Origin of the sequence: Microcoleus anatoxicus, assembly GCF_042465725.1 — a bacterium.
Taxonomy (GTDB): Bacteria; Cyanobacteriota; Cyanobacteriia; order Cyanobacteriales; family Microcoleaceae; genus Microcoleus; species Microcoleus anatoxicus.
Genome location: NZ_CP120853.1, coordinates 3,094,595 through 3,120,338 on the forward strand (window position 1 = coordinate 3,094,595; position 25,744 = coordinate 3,120,338).

A 25,744-nucleotide genomic window follows, 5' to 3' on the forward strand; every position below is an offset into this window, starting at 1 on the left:
CACTTTGATATTGCTAACCCTGCTGATTTTTTCCCTAATTGTCAGTACAGCCTACACTAAGAATTTACGCCGATCGGTCGAAAACGCACCTCGAACGGGTAAAAGTCCGGCTCAGCAGTCAGCACCCTCTACTGCTCAGTTCCCTAAATTTTCAGTAATCGTACCAGCATACAACGAAGCCGAGAATATTCGGGATTGCGCGATCGCGATTTTGGAGAGTACACCGCTGTCTGTGGACAACCTAGAAGTTTTGATTGTAGACGATCGCTCCACAGATGACACACTGGCGATCGCCCAAACTCTCCAACAGCAACTTAATGACCCCCGCCTCAAAATACTAGCAGGTCAGCCCCGACCGGCCAACCAATATTGGGCGGGCAAAAACTGGGCCTGCGCCCAAGCTGTCGAGGTAGCAACGGGAGATTTCTTATTATTTATCGATGCTGATGTCCGACTCAAACCCCAGGCGATCGAAACTGCCCTGGAAACCGTCGAAACCGAAAAAATTGACCTACTAACCTGTATGCCTGCCCTGGTTTGTGAGTGTTTCGCCGAATGGTTAGTCCAGCCCTTAATGTTCAATCACCTAGCAGTTTGCTTCGACTTTACCGCCGTCAACGATCCGACGACAGACAGTGCTTTTGCCGCTGGGCCATTCATGCTATTTAGGCGATCGGCCTACGAAAAAATCGGCGGTCACGAAGCAGTTGCTGGCGAAATTGTCGAAGATGTAGAATTATCCAGACGCATCAAACGTGCGGGTTTAAAGCTAGGACTTTATGCAGGGTCAAATTTGGCATTTGTGCGGATGTATCGGTCTTGGAGCGCCTTGTGGGAAGGCTGGACAAAGAATTTATATCTGGGTGCTAACCGCAGTTGGGTAGCAATGGTTTACATGGCCACAATTATGTTATTTCTCTATCCAATTCCCTGGATCGGATTATTCATTATTCTGAAACAGATAATTTCCCTCTTCATTCTTCCTTCCCCCCTTGGTGGCGGGTTTACTTCTTCCTTCTTCCTTCTTCCTGAATTTCCCCCCTTGGGGGGGGTAGGGGGGGGTGACTTCTTCCTTCTTCCTTCTTCCTTCTTCCTTCTTCCTTCTTTCCTGTTAGCAATAATCGTAATTTGGCAACAGTATACTTTGCGAGAGTTGGGTTCCCAGATTTCCGAATGCCCAACGAAATACTGGTGGTTGGGAGGTTTGGGAGGAACCTTAATTGCGGCGATCGCGATCGGGTCTGCAATTAAAACCGAAACGGGTTGGGGATGGACTTGGCGGGGTAGAACATTGCAAATTAAGAGTTAATATAGCAACCGCCAAGGCGATTAAGGCAGTAGGGGCTCTCGCATTCGGGCGGAAAATTCTTGAGTAAAACCCATAAATTATCTGCCCGAATGCGAGAGCCCTTACCCCAAAGTTATGCCTTAACTATGTTTTTTTGAACCCCACTGCTGGCAAAAATCGGAGCTCTAAGTACGCTGTTTTTTTACCCTGCTGCATAAACAAAAGCAGGTACACGCTTATAAGCAGGCGTGCCCGATCGCTTTTCAATCTCCGGGTGGAAAATCACATTAACTTCAGGATAAAACATCAAAGCAGCACCCACACGCACCGCCCCATAAATCACCTCAACATTCTCCATTTTTCCCACATTTCCCTGCACCGTAACCCGCTGATGTTCTTGCAAACCAGCACTTTTTGCATCCGCAGGATTCATCAAAATGCAATTCCGGTGTGGCATTCCCCGATACTTATCATCAATTTTGTAAACCACAGTATTATGCTGAGAATAGCTGCGCCCCGTCATCAAAGCCACAACGATACCCCGCACTGATGGTGATACTCCAAACTCTTGGGCTTCCGGTAGTTTCAGATGAGGTAAAGGCGTGATAAACATCTTCGCTTTACCAGACTCTGTAGGGAATTTAGGTTCGGTAAAAATGCGACCACTAATGGTAAATTCCTCGTTAGTTTCATCAATTTCCCCAATTTTTTCATAGCCAGGAATAGTTTGAGCAATCAGTTTTCTCACATATTTTGTGTCCTGAAGTTTGCGCCAATCTACGGGATAATTACCGTGAATTCTGCTAGCTAATTCTGTTAAAAATGTCACTTCAGGAATCAAATCAGCATCAGTGAGATGAGTTTTACCCTCATCATTGAAACGCACAAAATTATTCCCAGCTTCCACAGTGGTTTTGTGAGGATTTTCAAATCTATTTAAAACCGGAATCACAATTGTATTGTGTTTAGCCAATCCGTGAAAATGCCCTAAATTGGGTTTAGTGGCGAGGTAAATAATAGTTTCAATTTTACCTAACGCGCGTTTTGCTTGAGTAGAATCTGGATTCGCCCCATACAAATTACCGCCCAGACAAATCAGCGTATCGACTTTCCCTGCATCTGCTGCTTCAATGAGCGATCGCGTTTCGTAGCCCTTAACGCGACTGAGGGGACGATCCAACAATTTTTCTAAAGCTTCTTGGATTTCTTTTTTCAGCTTCACTGTCACGCCCATAGAGCCAAATCCTTGGACGTTTGAGTGTCCCCTCACCGGCATTAATCCCGCCCCTTCTTTACCGACATTTCCGGTCATTAAGGCAGTATTGGCAATACTGAAAACATTATCTACACCGTTATCATGTTGGGTAATTCCCATCGCCCAACCAAAGACAACTCGCTTGGAACTACCAATAATTGTAGCCGTGGCTTCAATTTCAGCGCGGGAAACTCCACAAGTTTCAGTAATCGTTTCCCAGGTAGTTTCGCGGGCTTGTTGTACTACTGCTTCCCAGCCTTCTGTGTAGGCTTTTAAATAACTTTCATCCAGCAATCCTTGTTCCATTACAGACTTTTGAATCCCCACAAATAGGGCTGTATCGCTACCGGGAATTGGTTGCAAGTATAGGGAAGAAATATCGGAACCAGGAATCAGTGACTTGACTGGAAACGCGGGAGAACCAAACTTGACTAACCCAATTTCCATCATGGGGTTAATCACAATTATTTTACCGCCTTTGTCACGGATTTTAATCAACTCGTTCATCAAGCGGGGATGATTGTAAGCAGAATTAGCACCTGCAAGTACCACGCAATCTGCTTGTTTCAAATTTTCTAGACTCACCACCGAAGTGCGGGTACTAAACATTTCGTTTAACCCGGTGGTTGAAGGAGCATGACACAGATCGGAACAATCTGCTAAATTGTTAGAACCTAGCGATCGCATCATCAATTGCAGCAAAAAAGCCGCTTCATTGGAGGAGCGACCAGAACTATAAGATGCCACTCGTTCCGGGATTTTTCGCAAAGCATCGGCGGCAATCTCATAAACCTCTTGCCAAGAAATGCGATCGTAATGAGACTTTCCCGCCCGCAAAATCATCGGAAAACCAAGCCTTCCCAGCCTGTCAGCTTCCATGGAAGTTAATTGTTGAAGTTGGGAAATACTCTGGTTTGCAAAGAAGTGACTGGAGACAGCAGGTTTAATTTCTGCTGAAATTGCTTCCACACTTTTCATACAGCGCTGAAGTTTTTCACCCTCTTCGTTGGTAAAGCCTCCTTTCTGGCCACCCGTCCCCCAAGAACAAGACAAACACGCGCTTTTATGCAGCAAAGTTTTCCAAAGTTTTGGGCCTTCCGGTGACAAGGTATGTTCTGCCCAAAACTCAATTACCGGCAAACCGCCACCTATCTCTGGCGTTTCCTGATTTTTCTCGTTGAATGGCGGAACTGGTTGGACATTTTGTGAGTTGGTGTCCATCGGGCTTACCTCGCTGTTGAATTGACTACTGGAATTTTACCGTAAATTTATTACTAGAAAGATTAGCCAATAGATAGATTTATGAGAACTGTGTTTGTTTCCTAAAGTCCTTACTAAGAACCCTCACGGGAGCATCCCATTTTGGCAAATATATCCGTAGGGGCGAAGCATGACCGCAGTAATATCAATTCCGGTTGTATCGGAATGATTTAACCGCGAAGGCGCAAAGGACGCGAAGGAAGAGAAGAGAGAGTTTAATAATTCGGATGCTAACGGATTTTATATAAATCTCTGCTTTTAACTCATAAATTATCTGCGGTCATGCTTCGCCCCTCCAAAATTGGGATGCTCCCACCCTCACAGGTTTATAGTGACAACTAAATTTCTATCAGTAATTTTACTTATTTCCCTGATTTAAACCCTGATTCCCCAACCCAACACAAAGCTTTTTATCGCCCTCAGTCACATTTTGATTGTTCTTCAAGTAATCCCCCAACCAATCGCAAGTCTTAGCAACTATCTGATTCAATTCTAAATTCTCCACAGGCCACAGAACCACATTTCTGTCCATAGCAAAAGCCAGATTTTTACTATCAGAACTAAAAGTAACGCTAAACATCCGATAGCTAGATTCCAAAGTCTTAGATAGCGTCGCCTTCCGACCATCAAAATTCCATAATTTAACAGTATTGCCCGCAGCAGCAGCCATTAACTTCCCGTCCGGACTGAAACTAACATTTTCCACACTATCGCTATGGTTATATTTTTCGGCTAAAACTGCTTTTTTCCCATCAAAATTCCACAAGTAAACTTTTTGGTCAGCACAACCCGTAGCAATGGTTTTTCCATCAGGACTGAAAGTAACATCCTTAACACTATTGTCGTGGTCTAGGGTAGTCAGCAATTTTGCCGACATACCATTAATTTGCCACAGGTAAACTTTCTTGGTTGCTGCAACTTTTAAAGGATTTTTTTTGGGTTCTGGCTTGTCGTTTGTCAGCGCAGCAATGGTTTTACCGTCGGGACTGAAACTTACTCTCACTACCTGATTCATGTGGTCTAGTTTGGCGATCGCAGTTGCCCGACCATTCTGCCAACGCCAAAGGTACAATTTATTATCATCGCTTCCTGTGGCAATTATTTTGCCATCAGGACTAAAACTCACGCTGTTAACAATGTCGCCGTGTGGGAGAGTATCTAACAGTTTCCCGTCTATACTCCATACTTTCACTGTTTTGTCATCGCTGGCCGAAGCAATGGTGCGATTGTCCGGCGCAATACTCACCCAATTAACAGAATTTTCGTGACCTACTAAGCTTCTCAACAAACTACCATTAGCCAGCCAAAGTTTCACAGTTTTGTCTCTGCTAGCAGAAGCAATTATTTTGCCATCTGAACTCAAACTAACTTTATTCACCCAGTCACCGTGCCCAGCCAAAATTTGATTCAAAGGAGTATTGTTCGGTTTCCAACTTTTAACCATTTGGTCTTTGCTTGCCGAAACAATAGTGCCATCGCGACTGAAAGTTACTGCCCTCACGTCATCTTGATGTCCTCGAAAAGTGTTCAGCAAAGTGCCGGTGCGACTCCAAACTTTCAGAGTGTTATCCGCACTACCACTGACAATCTTGTTGCCATCGCGACTAAAACTCGCACTCACCACTTCTTCGTTGTGTCCTTTAATCGTCTTAATTTCCTTTCCTTCTCGATTCCAAATTTTGACTGTGGTGTCCGCACTTGCCGAGACTATTTCTTTACCATTGGGACTAAAATTGACACTGTAAACAATGTCAGAATGCTTATTTAAAGTTTTGGGTAGAGTTTTAAATTTATCGCTTTTACCTTCTCTATCCCAAAGTTTGATAGTTTTGTCCGCACTTGCGGAAGCAATTGTTTCGCCGTCGGGACTGAATCTGACACCAAGTACCAAGTCTTTGTGTCCGGTTAAAGTTTGTAGCAATTTTTGGCTGGGGATGTTCCAGATTTTGATAGTATTGTCATAACTACCGGAAGCGATGGTTTTGCCATCGGGACTGAAACTGACGCTGGTAATTATATCTTTGTGACCTTCTAAAGTGGCCATGGGCTTTTTATTATTATCTAACTGCCAAATTCTAATTTTGCCATCGCCACAACCAGTAGCAATGGTTTTGCCATCGGGACTAAAAGTAACACTCGTGACACCATCGCTGTGATTAAAAGTATTTAATAACTTACCTTCTTTGCTCCACAATTTAACCGTTTTGTCCGCACTTGCCGAAGCAACTTTATTGCCATCTGGACTGACACTCACATCCAAAACAAAGTTGGTGTGCTGCTCAAAACTATTGTATTCTTGCACCCCAGAAACTGCTCGTCTGAGTCTTTCGGCAATCTGGTTTTTAGTATCCAGAGGTAAGGCTGTACTATTGACAGAATCTTTGGCAATCTTCACACTGGTTTCCAAGATTCCCATTTGGTCTTTTTCATTAGAAAGCACGAGAGCACGGGAACCCGAATCTAGGGCATCAGTGCGAGCTTTTTCAGCCTGTTGTCGCGCTTCGTCTCCTACTTTTGTTTGATAAAGCGCTAGGCCAGAAAGACCAGTCAATCCCACCACTCCCAGCACTGCTAATCGCAGTTGCCATTTGCGATTTTCGTAGAGTGTCGCTTCAGCCTCATGCTGTTTTTCTTTAGCTTGACGCTGTTTGTCTCTGGATTCTGAAAGCAGGGCATTTAGTTCTTTTTCCTTGCGGAGTTGTTCGATGACATCTCTATTAATTTTGTGTTGTTTTCGTAGTTCCTCAAATTCAGCTTTTTTATCTAATTCCTGTTGCTGGCGGATAAAACCAACTAGATAGTCGTGAACTAACTGATAAAGCTCGGCTGGCAGTTCTGTCCAACGAAAAATTAAACCAGATTTTACCAACAATTCTAAAACTAAATCTAATTTATCAGCTTCTTCAAAGGTGGCTAAATCTAAGGCTAGTTCGGCACGAGTTTTCAGAGGACGGATATCATCTTCATCTGTGAGCAAGTACAAAACTCTACGGGCTGCTCCTTCATTTTCTGGACCACAGTCTTGGATGACTTCTTCGAGAAATTTGGCTACTAATTTTTGTTTAGGATTTTTGCCTAGTTCCTGATATTTAGTTAAGGTGGTAATGTCATCTTGTTGGAGTTGCGCACCCACAACTTGTAGTTCTATGGGGCGAACTTCTCCCAAGTTTCCTGCTAAATCTTTGACCAGTTCTTCGATTAATTTAGGTTCCAAATAAAATTGAGAACGTTGAGTTAAACTCCGAATAATCGCGGTAGCATCTGCTACCGAAAAATTGCCTAGATAAAACAAAATATCTTTGCTGAGAATGTCACTTAAAATATCATTGTTGATGATTTGTTGATTGCTTTTGGGTCGGCAAAATTCCAGCAAATAATGCAAATAGTCTTCCCGTAAAGATAGGATAATTTTTAAGTATTTGATTTTTAAGCATTCCCGCAAGAACTCAAAGAATATTTCCCTTTCTGCTTGTTCTTTCCACACAAAGAAAAATTCTTCAAATTGGTCAAATATGAGAACTGTGACTAGATGTTCGGCATTTGTTTGCAATTCTTTGATTATTTTATCGTATTCTATAGTCTGTTTTTTTATGATTACTTCTACAGGCTGTTCGGGAACAATTTTATCTTCGGTAGGGCGATTTTCAGGAGGATTTAATATCGCCATTAAAGTGTCATTGGTTTCCCAGGTTTCACCTGCCGATTCGACTTCGATTGAACCCAACCTATCTTCGGCAATTACTCGCTCGAATATTTCTGATTTGCTAGCAGATAACTGTCTGGTCAATTCCCGCGGCCAATTATTGTAAACTTGTAGCAATACTGGTAAAACAGTGCGGTTTTCTATCTTTTTTTGTTTCAGCGCCGGTACTAATCCCCCCGTGACCATGGAACTTTTACCAACTCCTGATTGACCGTAAATTACTGTTATTTTGTTTTGGGCGCTGTTCATCCTAGCTATCAAACGGTTGAGGTCTTGTTCCCGACCGGAAGCAGTAATTTCATCAGCAATTGTAGTATTGACAGTAACAGTTTCTGTGGTGGGATTCATTGCTTGTCTGTGGGGCTGCAACTTTCCTGCACCAATAAAAGCTCGGAAACGATAGGTATGTTCGATCGATCGATAATCTTGCTTAACTTGAAATGCTTGGAGATATTCCCCTCGTTGAAAATAAACCGATCGCAGCAGTTCTAACACTCGCAAATACAACTGCGGGTTGTAGCAAGGTGGGGTTTGGGCTCGCGCCATTTCTAGATGTGCGATCGCCTGTTCAATTTCACCAATTTCCTTCTCTGCTTCTGCTAAAATTAACAGGTACAAGCCTTGATGCTGGGACTTTAACGAGGTTCCTTGTCCAGCGGTATCTAAATTGGAGTTCAGAACATCTAGAGCCACTAAAGCCCATTCCTTAGCCCCTTGCCAATTTTTTTGCTCTAAGGCTACCTTAGCCAAAAAACCATAATCTTGAGCTAAATTAACTGCTGAATTTTCCATGTTTTGATGTAACCTCCGAGCTTTGATAGCTAAATTCCAGAGTGCATCCCAATCTTCTAAATACTGCAATACTTCGCCTAATTGATTGATAAATTTACCAACAGTATCGTGCTGTCCGGCTCTTTCTAAAACCTCAATAGATTCTTGAAAATAATTTTTAGCTTCCGTCCAGTAAGGACGGTTCCCTTTACGGTGCTGTTCTGCTTGGAATCGGTAGCAAAGCCCGATGTGAAATAGCACAATCCCCTCTAATACTGGTGCGGGGTGAATCGTAAATAACAAGTTGCTAAATTCGGTTTGATGACCAAGTAATCCTACTTGATACTTCCAAAAATTGAGACTTTTCTGATATAATGCAATGGCAGTATCCATGCGCTGACAAGCATATTCGTTGCGGCCGCGCAGAAATTGTAAACTAGCTTCAATCGCTGGTTCCACGCGGATATCGGAAGTTTCCAAATCTTTCCTGGCTGACTCTAATTCAGTCAAGGCACCAGTACCCAGAATGGCAGAATTAGTTAAACGCCAATTGCCGTTTTCTAAAATACCCGAAAAAATGCGATCGGCACTTTTTCCTAAAAAGTCTACTAACTCATCGGGGCGGAGTACAAATTCAATAGTTGTCGTCCAACTTTCAATATCTGTGACTAAGCGAATCAGTTTTTTTAAAATTTTGTCTGTCACCCACAGCACCACCGGAAAGGGAAAGTTATTGCGAAATTCTTCCCTCACATAGTTGGTAGAAGTCAGCACTTTATCGATCGCATTTACCGACTCTAATCCAAACACCATCAAAGCCTGGGGCTGGCTACCAGCAAGTTCTGCCTCTATGGTAGTATAAAGAGTTTTTACAGATGTGGGTAGAAAAATTTCTCGCACTTCCACCGCACAAGCTTGGTGCAATTGTCTGACAATTTGCTCTCGGAGAACACCGTAATTGCAGCGTACCAAAGTCAGAGAAAACTGCCCCTGAGACATTTTGAGAGTGCGGGCGAGAGTTTGCAGCGCATTTTTGTTTTCCAGCCCTGGTGTATCTTCTTGGTAGTGTGAATTAATCATATTAAATTTTGAAAAAATATTTGAATAATCCGTTGGTATTAACCACCGAGAAATAGAGATATCGGTAGGACAATTCTCTGCTTCCCAAAAGGCGATCGTCAAATAGAAATCTCCTATATTTTCTGTGGGGTAGCCATCCTCCCAGCCCTCGATCGCCTTTTTTGGAGATGTCACATAGCCGATGATTGTTTCAGTCCAGCGAAAAAATACATACCCTGAAAAAATCCTTTCTCTGCTCTTAGCACATTTAGATAAAAATCAACCAAAAATTAGGGAAAAAATTTACAATTACTGCATCAAATTGTACCACTCTGGTGGGGTAGGCCTCTTGCCAGCCTAAGACTTATATTTTTGGAAATGACTATGGATTGATTAGCAGAGTCCTGAAATACGACAACTGCGGCTGGATCTACCCCTAGCTGCACTGATATAAAGCTTTGGTTCTGGGGAAGTAATTTCTGATTTAACAGGAGATTCCTTAATTTTGGTTGTCTGTATATTCCCCTCCTCAGAAAAATTAGGTAAGTCCCAATTTTCGCTTTCTTCAACGGCGATGAATTGTGAATCCAAATTCTCCGAATTCATCCCATCGCCACCAACCAAAACTGCTTTGATTGGAGTTCCAGTCATAGCACTAATACTAGCCAAACATTGAGTTGTCTGTGCCATGAGCAAAATAGGGATTGCTACTAAGGCACTTATAGTTGGTCGCGTCGTCATGTTTTTCATAATGTTATCCTCTATAGAAACTGAGTATGACAGTTGTCCTCGCTGAACCTGAGTTGCTACTTTGATAAGTGCTCTCATTAATTGATAGTGCTTTTGGTTGAGAAAACCCATGGGCCTAACTGTGACACTTAATCAAAGGTTTGCTTAGGCGATCGCCAAGAGTCAACTGTTCTGCTTCCTATTACTAAGTAAAAACTCTTAAACAGTAAGGTTTTTTAGTCAACTGTGGACCTAGGCAGAAACCCGCTTTTTTAAGATAATTTGCCTGTTTTAGGCTAATTGCCCTAATGCTGAATCTGGTGTCACAGATTCGCGGCCCTCACTCTTGTCAGTAATTTCCGAGCTTTTCCGAGCTTTTGGGAGTATCCCTGTCCCATGCCAAGCTGTTACACTGGTGACATTGACACATACTCACAGCAAGCAGAAGTGTTACCATAAACACAATACCCATGTCAACCCTTTTATTTTAACATTAATCTCAAATGCAGGGACTTTCCGGGAAACACGATCGCAGCTAAAGTGCGATCGCCTATTTTCAGAAATGCTTTAACATTTATTGATAAACATGGAGGACAAAAGATGTTAGTTAGCGATATGCTCCAGCAGCAGCGACAATTTTTTGCGACGGGAAAAACTAAAGAGGTGGATTTTCGGCTGGAACAATTGCATAAACTTAAAAGCGCGATCGAACTTAATCAATCACGAATAGTGGATGCTGTCAATGCTGACCTAAATCGGCCGGAATTCGAGGCTTACTTTGAAATCGCATCCATTGCCGAAGTTAAGTATGCCATCAAAAACCTCAAATCTTGGGTAAAGCCCAGAAAAGTGCCAACTTCGATCGACCAATTCCCCGCCTCAGCCCGCATTTTTCCCGAACCTTTAGGCGTAGTTTTAATCATCGGGCCTTGGAACTATCCCTTTCAGTTAATGATATCACCGTTAGTAGGGGCGATCGCCGCCGGCAACTGCGCCATTCTCAAACCTTCGGAAATAGCATCCCACACATCCGAAGTCGTCGCCGACATGATTGCTAAAACCTTCGATCCAGCTTACATAGCCGCCATCGAAGGTGGTGTGGAAATTAGCCAACAATTGTTAGCTGAAAAATTCGACCACATCTTCTTTACAGGAGGCACAAAAATTGGTAAAATTGTGATGGAAGCCGCAGCCAAACATCTGACTCCTGTAACATTAGAATTAGGTGGGAAAAGTCCTTGCATTGTAGACTCAGATGTGCAGATAGAACACACCGCAAAACGGATTGCTTGGGGCAAATTCATCAATGCTGGTCAAACCTGTATCGCTCCAGATTACCTGTTAGTCGATCGCAAAATTAAGCCGGATTTGATGCCAGCAATCAAAGCATCGATTCTTGAATTATACGGCAACGACCCGCAAACAAGTCCCGACTATTGCAGAATTATCAATCAGCGGCAATTAGAACGTTTGAGTGCCTTCGTCAAAGACGGAGAAATTGCGATCGGCGGGGAAGTGAAACCGGAAGATAGATATATTGCACCGACGGTTTTAGATAAAGTTTCCTGGGATTCCCCGGTGATGGAAGATGAGATTTTCGGGCCGATTTTGCCAGTGTTGGAGTATGATGATTTATCAGAGGCGATCGCCCAAATCAACGCCCGCCCCAAACCTTTAGCTTTATATTTCTTTTCCAAGGATAAGCAGAAACAAGAACGAGTTCTGCGGGAAACTTCTTCTGGGGGAGTTTGTATCAACGACACAGTAATGCAAGTGGGAGTAACAACCTTGCCCTTTGGCGGAGTTGGAGAAAGCGGCATCGGGAGTTATCACGGGAAAGCAAGTTTTGATACTTTTTCCCATTACAAAAGCGTGTTGCAAAAGTTTTTTTGGCTGGAATTGAAATGGCGCTATGCTCCTTATAAAGGTAAGTTAGATTTGATTAAAAAAGTGATTGGTTGAAATGATATAAACGGAGGAGACGGCACTGCCCATAGGTGTCAACAATCAGGTCAAACCAATAGTCCGACAGGGGTTTAAACCCCTGTCTCATAGCGAAAGTCCTCTCAAAGAGGACTGAAGAGTTGGTTTATATGTCTTAATTTGGGGCAAATCGACCGTCGGTTTCAACTGACTTCAGCTATGAGACAGGGGTTTAAACCCCTGTCGGACTGGTGGGATGACCAACGAACTTGGCGGGCCCACAGCTTAAGTTGACACCAATGGGCAGTGCCCTGTCCCTACAATTAATCGGGGTAGGGAAACGGCACTGCCGTCTCCTCTATATCATTCCGGTGCAGCCGGAATTGATATTACAAACATAACGAATCAAAATGAACGATAAATTACCAGAAATTTTAGCAGAACTCCGCCACTACTTTCATAACTTATATGGCGAAAGACTCGTGCAGTTAATTCTCTACGGTTCCCAAGCTAGAGGAGATGCCAAACCCGATTCTGATATTGATATTTTAGTTGTGTTGGACGGGCAAGTTCATGCTGGCAAAGAAATCGCTAGCACCAGTGAATTTATTGCCGCTTTGTGCTTAGATCGGACTGTAGTAATTTCTAGTGCTTTTGCTTCTTCCATACGTTTTCAGGAAGAGAAAAGTCCTTTCTTTCTAAATGTTCGTAGAGAAGGAGTATTGATTTGATACCAGAACAAATTGCTCTTTTAACAAAAGCAGGTGAAAGCTTGCGGGCAGCTAGGTTATTAGTCAATACGGTTTACTTAAGACGATCCCCCCTAACCCCCCTTAAAAAGGGGGGGACAAGAATCGGATCAAAGTCCCCCTTCCCCCCTTGGGGGGGGGCTAGGGCGTGTTTTCAAACCCGAAGATCCCCCCCAGCCCCCCTTAAAAAGGGGGGGGAAAGAGTCTTTAAGTCCCCCTTTTTAAGGGGGATTTAGGGGGATCTAAATCTTAAGGAGTAGTTTGAAAACACGCCCTAGGGGGGGGTGGGGATGCGAGGGGGATCTCCGGAGCATAAATATCAGCCATTCCCGAAGATGAGGCTAATCAATTAATCGCCCAAGCCGAACAATTTTTAGAATTAGCACAACGTCTGCTGGGAGATTTGCCAGATTCTCGATCTGGATCTTCTTAGTCCGCGGAGGCGGACTTTGTTTGTATAGACGCGGTTTCAACCGCCGGGTGACTTTTTGAGCGGACTTTGTTTGTATAGACGCGGTTTCAACCGCCGGGTGACTTTTTGAATGGTTAATACTGTAGTAAAATAAAGACTCAAAATCAGAGTTTAAGTATTATATTTTGAAAAATATCTTATCACTTTTGACAGGAATGGCGATCGCCTCTGTATCTCTTGCTGCTTTCATTCCACCTACCTACGTGCTGCGAGTAGAAACAGTCAAACAGGGAATGTTACGGCTGACTAATATTTCCAATCAGCGCATTTATATCAAAAACTTTGTCCTTCATAATCACAAAGTTAATGAATTTGGCAAACGAACCGGAGAAGTCGAGAAAATAAGTATTAGCGTAGAATCATCGCTCCATCCAGGGGAAAGCACCTTAGAAGAAACTGCCGATGCACCAAGGCGGACCACAGCAAATACCGAATTATTCCGGTGGAATGATGGTAAAAAAAATCACCGCCAAGGATTGCTCGTATGTTTCATTAATGACTTCAATCACAATGTTTACGTAACTCCTAACGGACAATTGCCCTGTCCCAAATAATCCTATTCATGGTGTCAGGAAAAACCGAGGCGATCGCCAATTAATTCCCAACATCAAATCAGCCCGCAAATTAAGAAATCACCACCCTAGATAGCGGTGAATGCCATTCATTCGCATTTAACAATTCCAAATTCAGCCGATAGCCAACATTCCGCACAGTTTGAATCAGACTCGGCTGTCGCGGATCGATTTCGATTTTTTTGCGCAAAGACAGTACATGAGTGTCAATGGTGCGCGGGTTGTCAATAGCATCGGGCCAAGCTCTGCGCAGTAAGTCCGATCGCGACAGAGGGACTCCTCCAGCTTGAGCCAGCACGTACAACAGGCTAAATTCCTGGGGAGTGAGTTCGATATGTTGTTCGTACAAACGCACTCGGCGTTGCACCAAATCAATTTTGAGCAGCCCGCACTCCAGGGTAGCCGGTGGTATCATCGTGCGGTTGCGACGCATCAAAGCTTCTACCCGCGCCATAAATTCTTGCATCCCAAAAGGTTTGGTGAGGTAATCGTCAGCCCCCGACTTCAAACCTTCAACAATATCCGCTTCAGAATTCCGGGCTGACAGCATTAAAATCAGCGACTGCTGCTGTTTTTGTAGCCATCGGCAAAATTCCAAACCGTCTCCATCTGGCAATTCCGCATCCAGAATTACTAGGGATGGCTGTTGGCTGAAAAATATTTCCCTAGCATGATTGATATCCGCTGATTGATGCACCCAGTGACCGACTTGCTGTAGATGCCAGCCCAAGAGCGATCGCAGGTGCGGATTCCCTTCAACAATTGAAATACTAAGACATCCCACAGCAGCGAGCTTCCAATATCATTAATTGCTACCAGATTAACAGAGGTTTTGTCAAGGTTTTGTAACCATAGCTACCCAAATATTAGCTTCCAAACCTATGAATAAATACAGATTCAGAAAAAATGAATAAAGCCGATCGGATTTAGGAAACGTCTTGATTTTTCTTGAGTAATTTATTTATCAACTTAGGTACCTCCGAAGGTCGAGAAGCGACTGGGATATTTGCCTCTTCAAAGGCGGCCATTTTATTTTCTGCTGTCACCCCAAAGGCAGTCCGCGCAGCAGCCCTAGAGCTGATCAGGATGCCGGCGTGGCCCAAAGACGGCCCTTTGGGAGCATAGCGGCCAGCCAGGTAAGCCACCACGGGTTTGTCGATCGCCTCAGCGATATAAGAAGCAGCAGCTTGTTCGCTCCAGCCGCCAACTTCCCCCACCAACACGATCGCCTCCGTAGTCTCATCTTCGTCCAAAATTTGCAGCCACTGCATAAAAGAAGAACCCACAATCGCATCACAGCCAATACAAACAGCCATCGACTGTCCCAACCCCGCATTAGTCAGTTCTAGAGCCACCTCGTAAGTCAAAGTGCTGCTGCGGCTGATAATCCCCACCGGGCCGGGAGTGTAAAACTCCTTGGGATGAGTTCCCAACAATAACTTGTCAGGCACAATAATTCCCGGACTGTTGGGCCCAATCACCAAAGTTTCCATAGCTTCAGCTTTTCTGACTAAGCGCACCATATCCAGAGGAGGCACTCCAGGAGTAACGATCGCGATTTGCCGAATTCCAGCAGCGATCGCTTCCAGGGCCGCATCCAGCACCCAGTAGGGTTCCACCAAAATCACCGTGGTATCAATGTGCCCCACCGCCGCCACAGCTTGTTCCACCAAATCAAAAACCGGAATTCCCTCCAACTCCTGCCCGCCCCTACCGGGACTGACACCAGCCACTACATTTGTGCCGTAGGCTTTCATCATCAGCCCCACAAGGGTTGACGCGGGAGATTCTGTAATGCCTTGTATGAGGACTTTACTCTCAGGAGTTAAATTCATTTTTTATATCGCAGAAGAAGGAAGAAGGAAGAAGGAAGAAGGAAGAAGTCATATAAAATCCTCTCTTCATCGGAATTATTAAACTCTCTCTTCTCTTCCTTCGCGTCCTTCGCGCCTTCGCGGTTAAATCATTCCGATACAACCGGAATTGATATCACCCCCCCAAGGGGAGAAAAGAAGGAAGAAGGAAGAAGGAAGAAGGAAGAAGGAGCAAGGAAGTTTGCCCAACGACGAAGGCGATCGGCCCTTGATTGAAGGTTTCTATAGTGTCTGGGCTTCCCGCTATTTAGCTAAAGACACAGCTTGTGCTACTGCCCGATCCAAAGTGCTCGCTAGTTGCACAGGCAACTGCCCCAAACGCTTTTTCACCCCATCTCGATCGATCGCCACCAAGAGCAGCACCACCTGAACTTGGCGATTGGCACGGGCTTTCCGTTCCAGATAGCCTACCACTGCCGAGATAGTCGCCTCGCTGGCTGCGGTACTAGCCAAAATATTCACCAGCACCACCTTCACGCTTTTATCCTGAGAGACTAACTCCAGAGATAACTCTAAGCGATCGCGCAGGGTCTTTGTTCCATCGTAGCGGTCTAGGGAACCGAGATTCACAAAATTAGCTGGTTTGCCTCCTTCGTAAGTCACTGCATCCAAAGTCGCCATTGTCAAACCCACTCCGTTGCACAAAACCCCAATATTCCCCTCTAGTTCCACCAAGTTCAAAGATTCAGAATTGGAGAATTGGGATTGAGAACTCCCTCCCAATTCCAAGGGCGAGTGCAGCAAATTTGAGTGGGCACTCCGGCGATCGGCCTGACGTCTCTTGTCTCCTGGGAGCTTGCTATCTGCTTTCTTTTCCCCCAGTGCCACCAAGTCGGGATGACGTCCCAAGGCATCATTATTGGCACTGACTTTACCGTCTAGAGCCATTACCTCTCCCTTGGGACTGATGCCGAGAGGATTGATTTCTACTAAATCTAAATCTTTTGCGACAAACAGCCGATACATTTTTTCCACAATCGTGCTGACTGATTGAATCAGATCTCCCTGCAATCCCATTTTCAGCATCAATCGCCTCGCGTAGAAAGGCGAAAATTCTTGATCTACAACAACTTGCTGCATTTTCTCGATCGACCCTTCCACATCCATACCTCCTTGTTGCGATCCCAGAAGTACGGGGCGTCGCGCTACGGGATCTAGCAATACAGCCAAGTACAATTCTTGGTCTGCGTTGTACTTTGCCTCTGCTAGCAGGACTTCGGGATACTCCGATTCGATCGGCAAATTAAAAATTGTCTGAGCCGCAGCCACCGCATCGATCGTATTTTCCACAAACTTCACCCCACCGGCCTTACCCCGTCCCCCCGCCCGCACTTGGGACTTGAGTACGACTGGGTAGGGAATCTTCAGCCCTTTGAGGTCTGCGGGATTGTCAATCCGCTGGGAGGGCAGAACCGGAATTGCCATCTGACGAAATAAAGCTTTAGCTTGGTACTCTAACAAATCCATTATCAATAACTGGTGACTCGTAGTTGGCAACAAGCAATTGGTAATTCGCAATCTATTAATCATAATTAATAGATAGTAATTGGTATTTTGTCAAGTTAAAATTTAAAAATCTTGGCGATATTTATAATTTCCGACTTTTGTATTACCGATTACTTATTTGCTCTTACCCATCGCCTCTTGTGTATTTTTTTGATAAAAGACATTTTCTGTTAAAATTCTACCATCATTAGTGAGTAGAATTCTAATTGTTGATATTTTCCTGAATCCTGGCAATTTTAGATACTTTTTTGCCAGTTTTAGTTGCTACTAGCAGTGCCTTGATGGACTGTTTTCACCCATTTTAACTGTTTAGGACGCACGGAAACCCTAGCTGTCACAGCACCTACTAGCAGCCAGTGAAGCATATATACAGTAGACAACAGGGTTTGCATCAAGGTGGCAAAAACTCTTTTGAGGTCAAATTTGGTCTCTTGGCGAGTGCGACGCAAACCGACAAACATTCCCACCAGAGACAGGGTAATAGTCATGAAAGTTAGGGGACTGGCGATCGGCATTCGGCGCAGTACGATCGACATCAAAAAGTCGGGCAGAGCTACTGTGGGCAACAAATACTGAGATACCCAAAATCCAAATAAATCCCAAGTTTTTCCCGTTCCCATGCGGTTACGAACAATGAGCTGCCAGTAGTCAAGATAGCGCTGATAGCCACCTTCGGCCCAGCGATTGCGCTGATGCCAAAGAGCCTGGGCGTTGGTGACTCCTTCTTCAGATACGGGGGGAACAGCCAAAAATTCAATATCCCACCGCTCTAAGTGCAGCCTGATTGTTAAATCCAAATCGTCGGTAATCGTCTCCTCGTTCCAACCTCCGCAGCTTTCCAAGGCTGTGCGACGCATAAATTGACCGTTACCGCGCAATTCTCCAATACCACCGATCGCAATCCGTTGTTGTTGGAAAAAACTGTCTAGCGCCATTTCTGCTTCTTGGCTGCGAGTCCAAAAATTTAGGGGAGCATTGGCGATCGATTTTCTGACTTGCACAGCTCCAACTTGGGATCGATCGAACACCGGCAGTACCAAGCGCAGCAAGTCTGGTGTCACCGTCGCGTCCGCATCAAATACCCCCACAAATTCCCCGCGAGTCAGGGGTAAAACTTGATTCAGGGCTCCCGATTTGCCACCACTAGCATTGGCTCCTCTCCTCCATACTTTGAGTTGCGGGTACTGTTTGGTTAGCTGTTCCAATACCATAGGCGTACTGTCTGTGCTATTATCGTCGATCGCCCAAAGTTCATAACGGTCGATCGGGTAATCCAAATTACCAATGGACTGTACAAGTCTGGCAATTACCGCTTCCTCATTTTTCGCCGCTACCAGCAGCGACACGTAGGGCCAATCCTCTTGATTGGATTCTGAAAGAGGTGGCATTGTCGGCTTGGGTGAAGCAAACAAAAATCGAAATGCTTGCATCCACAGCAGTCCCGTCAATCCCCAGACTACCCAAGCACCCCAAGAAACCAAGTGCAAAGTAATCGTTCCGCCCCAAATCGCCGTCAGGAGTATAGCAGCTTTCCTCCGGCGTCCCTGGTATAATTTTTGAGGAAAAGAGGGAGAATTAGGCAACTCGATCGCTACCGTTGGAGCGCCTGTGGTTTCCACGTCAAACTTCCTTTCGCCACCGGAGGCTGTAGCAAATATCGTGCCTACCTTGGGGTTTGAGGTCAAACTCTCATGTTCTTCAGGAGCTAAATCAGGGATATCCAAGTTAAGCTCGCTGCGAACGTCGTTTTCTTGCCAAGAACTCTCCTGCATAGGTTACTTGATTCAATCACCAATAGTTTTGGATTTAGTAGACTTCTCCCAAAAATGCTGTCAAGGGCAGGCTGGATACCTACCCTACAGAATGATGAGAGATGCCTAGTAGAGATAAGTATCTACTCTATCAGTTTCTGGGATTTTGTCGAAAGCTGACCCAGAGGGCAACTCAGCCCCACTCTGCTGACACTGATGCTCTACCAATTTTTTTCCTAAGTAAATCCACCTAATTTAACCTCAGATACGGATGGCTAAACAGCTTGCTGAATGAGCATTTTTCCTTCTTTCTTGCACCCATCGATCTTTTACTTAACAAATATGTCTATTCCTCAACTCAAGCCCGCCGATGAAAAAGAATCAAAAGTCTATGCACCTTTTTTTCCAGAGCAGAGGCGCAAGTCTTTACCCTACGCTATAGCTCTCTACAAGCTCAAAACCTTGGAAGGTGCCAGAAAAATTGAAGGTGGCGAGGAGATTCCGTTTGTAGCTAGTTGGAATATTTCATCACTGCCGATCGATTTGACCCGCTGTCGAGTGTTGTTTGACGGCAATGCTGAACTCAGCTACGAAGTAACGATGCAAAGCTCTGATTTTGTGAATTGCTTGATTGAGGTACTGATGATTTTTCAGCGCACTCGCACCGTCGATTTTTCTAAAGTTTTTTACCGGAAGCTAATGCGGATGGATGAGTAATTTTTGCCACACCCCTACTCTCGAAATTCTGCAATAGACTGGCGCTGTAACTGGCGCACCAGTAGTGTAAATCGACCACCACAGGAACTTTACACTACTGGTGCGCCATTCCTATTTGACAAACCTGCAATAGTAAGTGATACCATTTTCATCAAGTCCTACTACAGATGTAGTTCTTAGCCCCCCCTTAATAAGGGGGGGTTGGGGGGGTAGATATGTAGCGCTACTTTATGAAATTGGTATGAGTTGTTCGATTATTTCATGTAAAAACTGCTGTATTTGTTGTCGAACAGCGCCCAAGCCTATTTCTGACATTTGTGTGCGATCGATCTGCAACACAAATTTCCCCAACTAAATATCAACTTTATATCCTAAGTATCACAATCCTGGACGCAAAAAACCTGGTTTATGAGAAAAAATCGTCGCTCTCTCGCCTGAGATTTTGACACCGAAACCGGGTTTTTGACCCCGCGGGCGTAAGTCCTGTATTAATATTTGTAAAAAAGTTACGTGATATTACTGATATAGCTTACGATCAAAATTAACTCATCTTAGTTAATTTCTCAGACAACCCATTGAATCATCAAACCTTTTATCAGCAAGTAATTTTAAAGAATCTTGCGCTGGAAGGGATTTAATATAAGTCCTGATTTTTGATTTTTGGCACTCTTGAGATGAGAACTAGACCGCCATGGTGGCGGTCTAGTTATCATGGTCAAAGTTTGGACGTAAGCGGCTCGAAGTCACATTAAATTATCCTAATTCCTTCTAGCCAATATTCTGTAGCAACGACTTAAGCAGCACAACGCCACACATCAGTTATTTTCATTACTCCTAAGTAATGAGTGAGCCAACAGGATAACAGGGAGCAAACGACATATACAGATTAAAACCGACAAATATTTGCAAAGAGGTAGATTATGACTCTGATCGCTAAAAATCTCAACCCTCCTGCTTTGACTGCCCAGCAACTTGCCGAATTTATTGTGGGAGATACAGGCAATGTCGTTCCGGGCAGTGCGAAATTTACGGGTGACAATCGGGCGGCTGGCACTTTCGGGGGAGGGATATCAGAAGGGATAAATGTCGAAGCAGGGGTGATTTTCAGCACCGGAGAGATTGCGAAGGCTAATGGGCCTAATAATTCAGACACCACGAGTTCCAACTTAGCGAGTGCCGGCGATCCAGTGACTCTCGACCCCCTTGTTGCTCCTGATACGACAAAAAATGCTGCTATTTTAGAGTTTGAATTCATACCCAAGCAAAGTCAGTTTAGTTTGGAATACGTGTTTGCTTCGGAAGAATACAATGAGTTTGTTAACAGTTACAACGATGTTTTTGCCTTTGTCCTGAATGGCATCAACATTCCCTTGATTCCTGGGACGAACCAACCAGTTTCCATCAACACTATTAATAAAAACAAAAACTCAGCATTTTACATAGACAACGACCCGACTACATTTGGTTTGGGGAAGACTCCTTATAATACGCAGTTTGACGGTTTTACCAAGTTGTTAACCGCTCAAGGAACCGCGATCCCGAATATCACGAATAAACTGAGGATTGCGATCGCCGACACTCGCGATAGTGCCTATGACTCGGCAATTTTCTTGAACGTTCCGCCCAGCTTCAATTTCTCCCAACCCACTTATCAAGTCAAGGAAGATGGGAAAGTTGTCGGGGCAGCAGTTACCATCAACCGCACAGGCATTACTAACGGAACTTCCAAGATTGACGTAAAATTAAGTAACGGCAGCGCCACAGGCGGGGCTACCTTGGGATTAGGGGTAGATTTTGTGTTCACCACCCAAACCGTCAACTTTGCCCCCAATCAAACCAGTGCCGAAATTATCGTTCCCATCAACGATGACAGCTTAGTTGAACCGACAGAAAATCTCACCCTGACATTAACAAATCCCGCCAATGCCAGGATCGGCATCACCCAGAATACTGCGACCTTAAATATTACCGACAACGACACCGCAGGGATTACCATTACCTCAAGCGGTGGCAACACGGCTGTCACCGAAAGTGGCACCACAGACACCTACACAGCGGTACTCAACAGCCAGCCGACAAGCCTAGTCATTCTGACTGTTAAACCGGACAAGCAGACAGACTTGGGGACTGGTGGGGGAAACCCGATCGCCCTCAACTTCAGCCCCGCTAACTGGAATGTCCCGCAAACCGTCACTGTCAAGGCAGTGGACGATGATATCACTGAAGCTAGTCCCCACACCAGCACGATTCTCCACACAGCCAGCAGTGCCGATCCCAACTACGACGGCAGTACCCCGCCTATCAGAATAGACGGTACTGCTATTGCTACCCTCACAGCTAACATCACAGACAACGACACTGCTGGCGTAAAAATTACCGAAACTGGCGGCACCACCAAACTCGGCGAAGGTGGGGCTAGCGATAACTATACGGCCGTGTTAACCAGCCAGCCAACGGCGGATGTTACCGTCACCGCCTCCCCAGACAGCCAAAGCGATGTGGGGGCTGGAGGGGGAAACCCGATCGCCCTGAAATTTACTCCCGACAACTGGAACGTGCCTCAATTGGTGACTTTGCAAGCCGTGGACGATACTGTAGACCAAGGCGCGCACACCAGTACGATCGCCCACAAAGTCACCAGTACAGACGCGAAATACAACCTGATTGCTACGGCCTCGGTGATTGCCCAAATTACCGACAACGATACCGCCGGAGTCACAATTACTCCTCAAAACACCAATGCTACCGAAGGCGGGGCCACAGGCAGTTACAAGGTAGCGCTGACTAGCAAACCGACTGCGCCAGTTAAGGTCAACTTCAATACGGGCTTTCAAATCGATTCGATTTCCACATTTACCTTCACCTCAGACAACTGGAATCTACCCCAGACAGTCACAGTGAAAGCTACCGACGACAGTTTAGTCGAAGGAACTCACAGCGCTAGCATCAGTCACAGCATTGACCCTAGCAGTGCTGCGGAATACAAGTCTGTGGCGATCGCGCCGGTTACAGTTTTGATCGTGGACAACGACACACCTACTGCTGCTGGAGTAAAAATCTCTCCTACAAGCACCACAGCGGCAGAAGGCGGTGTCAATGGCAGTTACAGTGCGGTATTGACTTCCCAGCCCAAAAATGACGTTAAAGTTAGCTTCGCCACAGACAGTCAAATCGAAGCGATCGCACCCTTCACCTTCACTAGCGCTAACTGGAACCTGCCTCAAACTGCGACAGTCAAAGCAGTGGACGACTCGGCAGTGGAAGGAACGCAGCTTAGCACCATCACTGCCACCGCTAGCAGTACCGACTCCGCTTACAACAAAATCGGCATTCCCAAAGTTGATGTATTGGTGATCGACAACGACTCCCCCGGCATCGCCGTCACTCCTAACAGCACCAATGCCGCAGAAGGCGGTGCAAAGGGCAGTTACAGCATTGTCCTCACCAAATCGCCGACAGCGCCTGTCATCGTCAATTTTGCCACCGGCAGTCAAATAGATGCGATTGCCGCCATCACTTTCACTCCGGTTAACTGGAATGTGCCGCAAACTGTCACCGTGACAGCTACCGATGACACTGTTATCGAAGGAGTTCACAGCGCCACAATCAGCCACAGCGTCGCCATAGGCAGTGCTGCTGAATACTTGCCAGTGGCGATCGCCCCCGTTAGTGTCAGCATCACCGACAACGACACAGCTACTACTCCTGCTGGCGTCACTGTTACTCAAACAGGCGGCAGCACCATTGTTGCCGAAGGTGGTGCAACCGACACCTATCAAGTAGCGCTCAACAGCCAACCCAAAAATGATGTTAAAGTTAGCTTCGCCACAGACAGTCAAATAGAAGCGATCGCCTCCTTCACCTTCACTAGCGCTAACTGGAACCTGCCTCAAACCGCCACAGTCAAAGCAGTGGACGACTCGGCTGTGGAAGGAACGCACCTGAGCACCATTATTTCCAGCGCTAGCAGTACAGATCTGGCTTACAACAAGATCGACATCCCCAAAGTTGATGTCTTGATTCTCGATAACGACTCCCCCGGCATTGCCGTCACTCCCACCAGTACCAATGCCGCAGAAGGCGGTGCAACGGGCAGTTACAGCGTGATTCTCACCAAGGCGCCGACGGCTAATGTCACCGTCAACTTCGCCGCGGGCAGTCAAATAGATGCGATCGCGCCTCTGGTTTTCACTCCCGCTAACTGGAATGCAGCGCAAACTGTCACCGTCAAAGCTACCGACGACACCATCGTGGAAGGAACCCACACCGGGTTGATTTTTTCCAGCGTCGCCCCCGACAGCGCTACCGAATACTTGCCAGTGGCGATCGCGCCCATTAGCGTCACCATCGCTGACAACGACATCGCCCCGCCGACACCGACACCAATCATCAATTTTTCGCCCACCATTATCGTGCCGCCGACACCGACACCAGTCATCAATTTTTCGCCCACAATTATCGTGCCACCGACACCGACACCAGCCATCAACTTTTCGCCCACAATTATCGTGCCACCGACGCCGACACCCCCACCAACTCCTGCGCCGACACCGACTCCCCCACCGACGCCGACACCAACCCCAACCCCCCTCTCGGAAACAACTCCTGTCCTAACCCCGCAGCCAACCGAAGATCCAGATTGCATTTGCGGGCAAATTACCTTACCGGAGATCGGGCGTCTTCAGGGTTTCAATCCTGTTGACAACAACCTGGTTGGTGGAGATACAAACGAGACGGTTACTGGCGGCAGTGGCGGTGACGGCATCAATGGTTTGCCTGGAGACGATGTTCTTGTGGGTTTGGCTGGGAACGACAACCTCTTTGGGGGATTGATCAGCAACATTCCTGTTGGGCCTTCTGTCGATCGCGACTTGCTAGACGGTGGACCCGGTGACGACTACCTCAACGGTCAAGCAGGCTACGACACCCTGTTCGGCGGCGAGGGCAACGACGCTGGTTTCGGTGGCAAAGATAACGACGCTATCTGGGGCGGACTCGGTGCTGACACCCTTGAGGGCGAGGAAGGAAACGATACTCTTTACGGTGGCACGAACAGCCAATCTGACCGCGATCGCGCCGGAAACGACTTGTTATTCGGTGGCACAGGAAATGACTTACTCTACGGTCAAGATGCCTCTGATAGTCTTTCTGGCGGTGAGGGAAGCGATACTGCCCGTGGTGGCAAAGGGAACGATGTAATTTTAGGCGATAGTGGCAGCGACTCGCTGTTGGGCGACCAAGGCAATGACTCTATCTGCGGCGGCGAGGGCGATGACACGGTGTATGGGGATATCGGCAGCGCCCTGCCTGTCGGGGTTGTTGGCGGTCAAGACCAAGTGTGTGGCGGGGAAGGCAATGACCTGCTGTTCGGCAATGAAGGGAGCGATACCATCAACGGCGATGCTGGCAACGATACGATTTTGGGGGGCAAAGACAGTGACAGCTTGGTCGGCGGTGCTGGCAACGACGTGTTGATTGGCGATGAGGGCAGTGATACTTTGCTCGGTGGCAGCGGGCGCGATTTATTTTTCTTGACATCAGGACAAGGAAGTGATACCATTTCTGATTTCAGGAAAGGGGAAGATTTGCTAAGTTTAGCCGGCGGTTTGACTTTCGCTCAACTGAGCATTAGCCACAGTACAAACGGGCAAGATGCCAGTCCCACTACATTCATCAGAATTGCCAACTCTGGGGAACTCTTAGCCGTTTTGAATGGGGTGCAAGCAAGCGCGATCGCGCCCTCAGATTTCGTTCAAATTTTGCGACTCGGTAGTTGAGAAGACAACGCCTACGGCGCTGGCGATCCAAACTCAATCTACAGCCCTTGAACTTCGATCGGGCTGGCATCGAATCAACCTTTGGGCGATCGAAATGCCAGCCCACTGCACCAGACAATTGATCTGTTTAGGCAAGATCTACCAGTCCCCTCCTAAACAGTTTATTGCTGGCAGCACCAGATATCAGTTTGAACGATCGCGCTCCCACTAACCATTAATCACTAATAATACATATCGATTTAAAATTATAAATCGAGTATAATACTATTGCAAAATTGAGTGGCAGTGCAGAAATACTGTTGAATAAACTAAATTTATTGAAATATAACGGTTCTCAA

The 25,744-nt window shown here is 45.9% G+C and carries 13 protein-coding genes; 6 read left to right on the top strand and 7 right to left on the bottom strand.

Annotated elements, in window-relative coordinates; translation table 11 throughout:
• Positions 1–4 precede the first annotated feature (4 nt).
• On the top strand, positions 5–1,309 hold the full coding sequence (locus tag P2A85_RS13320) for a glycosyltransferase (protein WP_377480769.1): 1,305 nt from the start codon (positions 5–7) through the stop codon (positions 1,307–1,309).
• A gap of 181 nt (positions 1,310–1,490) precedes the next feature.
• On the opposite strand, the gene P2A85_RS13325 is transcribed toward P2A85_RS13320, so the two are convergent.
• The 3 genes from P2A85_RS13325 to P2A85_RS13335 form a co-directional block, all read right to left on the bottom strand.
• Positions 1,491–3,764, bottom strand: a complete 2,274-nt coding sequence (locus P2A85_RS13325) for an FdhF/YdeP family oxidoreductase (protein WP_377480772.1) — start codon at positions 3,762–3,764, stop codon at positions 1,491–1,493.
• Between the two features lie 397 nt (positions 3,765–4,161).
• Positions 4,162–9,531: a hypothetical protein gene (locus P2A85_RS13330; protein WP_377480775.1), complete on the bottom strand. Its 5,370-nt coding sequence runs from the start codon at positions 9,529–9,531 to the stop codon at positions 4,162–4,164.
• Positions 9,532–9,729: 198 nt separating this feature from the next.
• Entirely contained in the window at positions 9,730–10,086 is a 357-nt protein-coding gene (locus P2A85_RS13335; protein WP_377480779.1) for a hypothetical protein, read from the bottom strand.
• A gap of 579 nt (positions 10,087–10,665) precedes the next feature.
• Between P2A85_RS13335 and P2A85_RS13340 the strand changes: the two genes are divergently transcribed.
• The 3 genes from P2A85_RS13340 to P2A85_RS13350 all read left to right on the top strand — a co-directional run bounded on the left by P2A85_RS13340 (position 10,666) and on the right by P2A85_RS13350 (position 13,763).
• Complete coding sequence (locus P2A85_RS13340; protein WP_377480781.1) at positions 10,666–12,027, top strand: aldehyde dehydrogenase; 1,362 nt, start codon at positions 10,666–10,668, stop codon at positions 12,025–12,027.
• A gap of 371 nt (positions 12,028–12,398) precedes the next feature.
• On the top strand, positions 12,399–12,719 hold the full coding sequence (locus P2A85_RS13345; protein ID WP_371117458.1) for a nucleotidyltransferase domain-containing protein: 321 nt from the start codon (positions 12,399–12,401) through the stop codon (positions 12,717–12,719).
• Positions 12,720–13,334: 615 nt separating this feature from the next.
• The gene (locus P2A85_RS13350) at positions 13,335–13,763 is read left to right on the top strand and encodes a hypothetical protein (protein ID WP_377480784.1); all 429 of its coding nucleotides are present in this window, start codon (positions 13,335–13,337) and stop codon (positions 13,761–13,763) included.
• 70 nt (positions 13,764–13,833) lie between these two features.
• Here the strand turns inward: P2A85_RS13350 and P2A85_RS13355 are convergent, their stop codons facing one another.
• The 4 genes from P2A85_RS13355 to P2A85_RS13370 all read right to left on the bottom strand — a co-directional run bounded on the left by P2A85_RS13355 (position 13,834) and on the right by P2A85_RS13370 (position 18,933).
• Positions 13,834–14,565, bottom strand: a complete 732-nt coding sequence (locus P2A85_RS13355) for a response regulator transcription factor (RefSeq protein ID WP_377480787.1) — start codon at positions 14,563–14,565, stop codon at positions 13,834–13,836.
• 142 nt (positions 14,566–14,707) lie between these two features.
• Positions 14,708–15,616 carry a CoA-binding protein gene (locus P2A85_RS13360; protein ID WP_341740281.1) on the bottom strand — a complete coding sequence of 303 codons (909 nt, stop codon included), beginning with the start codon at positions 15,614–15,616 and terminating at the stop codon, positions 14,708–14,710.
• A gap of 282 nt (positions 15,617–15,898) precedes the next feature.
• Positions 15,899–17,122, bottom strand: coding sequence for an ATP-grasp domain-containing protein (locus P2A85_RS13365; protein ID WP_377480791.1), 1,224 nt, complete (start codon positions 17,120–17,122; stop codon positions 15,899–15,901).
• A gap of 296 nt (positions 17,123–17,418) precedes the next feature.
• Positions 17,419–18,933: a glycosyltransferase gene (locus tag P2A85_RS13370; protein ID WP_377480794.1), complete on the bottom strand. Its 1,515-nt coding sequence runs from the start codon at positions 18,931–18,933 to the stop codon at positions 17,419–17,421.
• A gap of 321 nt (positions 18,934–19,254) precedes the next feature.
• Here P2A85_RS13370 and ebsA point away from each other — a divergent pair, with 321 nt between their 5' ends.
• On the top strand, positions 19,255–19,629 hold the full coding sequence (ebsA, locus tag P2A85_RS13375) for a type IV pilus biogenesis protein EbsA (RefSeq protein ID WP_341732603.1): 375 nt from the start codon (positions 19,255–19,257) through the stop codon (positions 19,627–19,629).
• A gap of 920 nt (positions 19,630–20,549) precedes the next feature.
• A complete protein-coding gene (locus tag P2A85_RS13380; protein WP_377480798.1) occupies positions 20,550–25,406 on the top strand; it encodes a choice-of-anchor L domain-containing protein in 4,857 nt (1,618 codons plus the stop codon).
• The last annotated feature ends 338 nt before the right edge of the window (positions 25,407–25,744 follow it).